Raw genomic sequence first — 1,434 nt, 5'->3', positions numbered from 1 at the left:
CGCTCCGCGCGACGGCGCGGGTCCCACGCGCGGACGGCGCGGCATGGCTGCCGCGTACCACGTGGTGGCGCGCGGCCCGGCCACGCACCGCGGTGACCACCTCGTAGTGGATGGTGCCCAGGGTCTCGGCCCACTCGGCGGCGGTGGGCCCGCCGTCGGCGCCCGTGCCGAACAACACGGCGGTGTCCCCCACCCGCACCGCCTGTCCGGGGTCGGGTCCGAGGTCGACGACGAACTGGTCCATGCACACGCGGCCGACGTTCGGATAGCGCCGCCCGCCGATCGAGACGTCCAGCCGGCCCGAGAGCAGCCGCCACACTCCGTCGGCGTAGCCCGCCGCGATGAGGGCGACGGTGGTGTCGTGAGGGGCGTGCCACGTGTGCCCGTAGCTCACACCCTGCCCCGCGGCCAGCCTCTTGACCATGAGCACCTCGGCCGAGAACGTCATGGCGGGCACCAGGTCCACCTCGAGTCCCTCGACCGGGTTGAGGCCGTACAGCGCGATGCCCGGGCGGACCATCTCGAACCCGTCCTCGGGGCGGGTGAGCGTCGCGGCCGAGTTGGCGTGGTGGTTGACCGGGCAGTCCAGACCACGGCCCCGCGCCTGGGCCACACACTCGTGGAGCCGCGCCACCTGCAGGTCGATGACCGGGTTACCCGGGTCGTCCGCGTGCGCGAAGTGAGCCATCAGACCCGTGACCTCGACCAGCCCGCCGGCCGTGGCCGTGACGAGCCGCTCGAGCACGGCCGGCCACTCCTCGAGGGAGATGCCGGACCGCGCGAGGCCCGTGTCGATCTTGGGGGTGACACGGGCACGACGGCCCGTGCGGCGCGCGGCCTCCAGGACGGTGTCCAGGTGGGCCGGGCTGGGGATCGCGAGGTCGATATCCGCCTCGACCGCCGCGCGGACGTCGTCCGAGGCGGAGTAGAGCCACGCGAGGATCTCCGCGTCGATGCCCGCCGATCGCAGCTGCAGGGCCTCGACGATGGTGGTCACCCCCAACGCGTGCGCACCCCCGCGTAGCGCGGCCAGGGAGACGGGGACGGCGCCGTGCCCGTAGGCGTCGGCCTTGACCACGGCCATGACCCGGGCCCCGCGGGCAGACCGGACGAGGACGCGACTGTTGTGCTCGATCGCGTCCAGATCGATCTCGGCGCGGCACGGAGCCGGGGGGACAACTGGACCCATTCTGTCAATTCTGCCAAAAAGCGCCGGCGGGCAGCGATTCCCTCCCCCGCAGCGCCGAGATCGCCCCCGGTATCGCGGCCAGCAGGTCGGATGCACCGATCGGCGCGCCCGGGCCCCCGTGAGCACCGCCCGCGCCCACGGTGTGTCGGTGCGCCGCCCGGCGCGCGGCCTCCCCGTGCACCGTCGCCGCCTCGACCGCCGGCCACGCCGGAGATCCGTACGCCGCCCTGCCGCTCGCGAGCAAC

The 1,434-nt window shown here is 74.2% G+C and carries 1 protein-coding gene and 1 pseudogene; both read right to left on the bottom strand.

Annotated features, from left to right (window positions below; all coding sequences use genetic code 11):
- On the bottom strand, positions 1 to 1,189 hold a 1,189-nt coding region (gene alr / locus G6030_RS14215), incomplete at its 3' end, for an alanine racemase (RefSeq protein ID WP_182643569.1).
- 4 nt (positions 1,190 to 1,193) lie between these two features.
- Positions 1,194 to 1,434: pseudogene (locus tag G6030_RS16290) on the bottom strand (hypothetical protein); the annotation flags it as partial.

It is taken from the genome of Dietzia sp. E1 (genome assembly GCF_014145015.1).
Lineage (GTDB): Bacteria > Actinomycetota > Actinomycetes > Mycobacteriales > Mycobacteriaceae > Dietzia > Dietzia cinnamea_A.
Note: the sequence above shows the minus strand (reverse complement) of the source record. Positions and strands in the feature narration are given on the sequence as shown.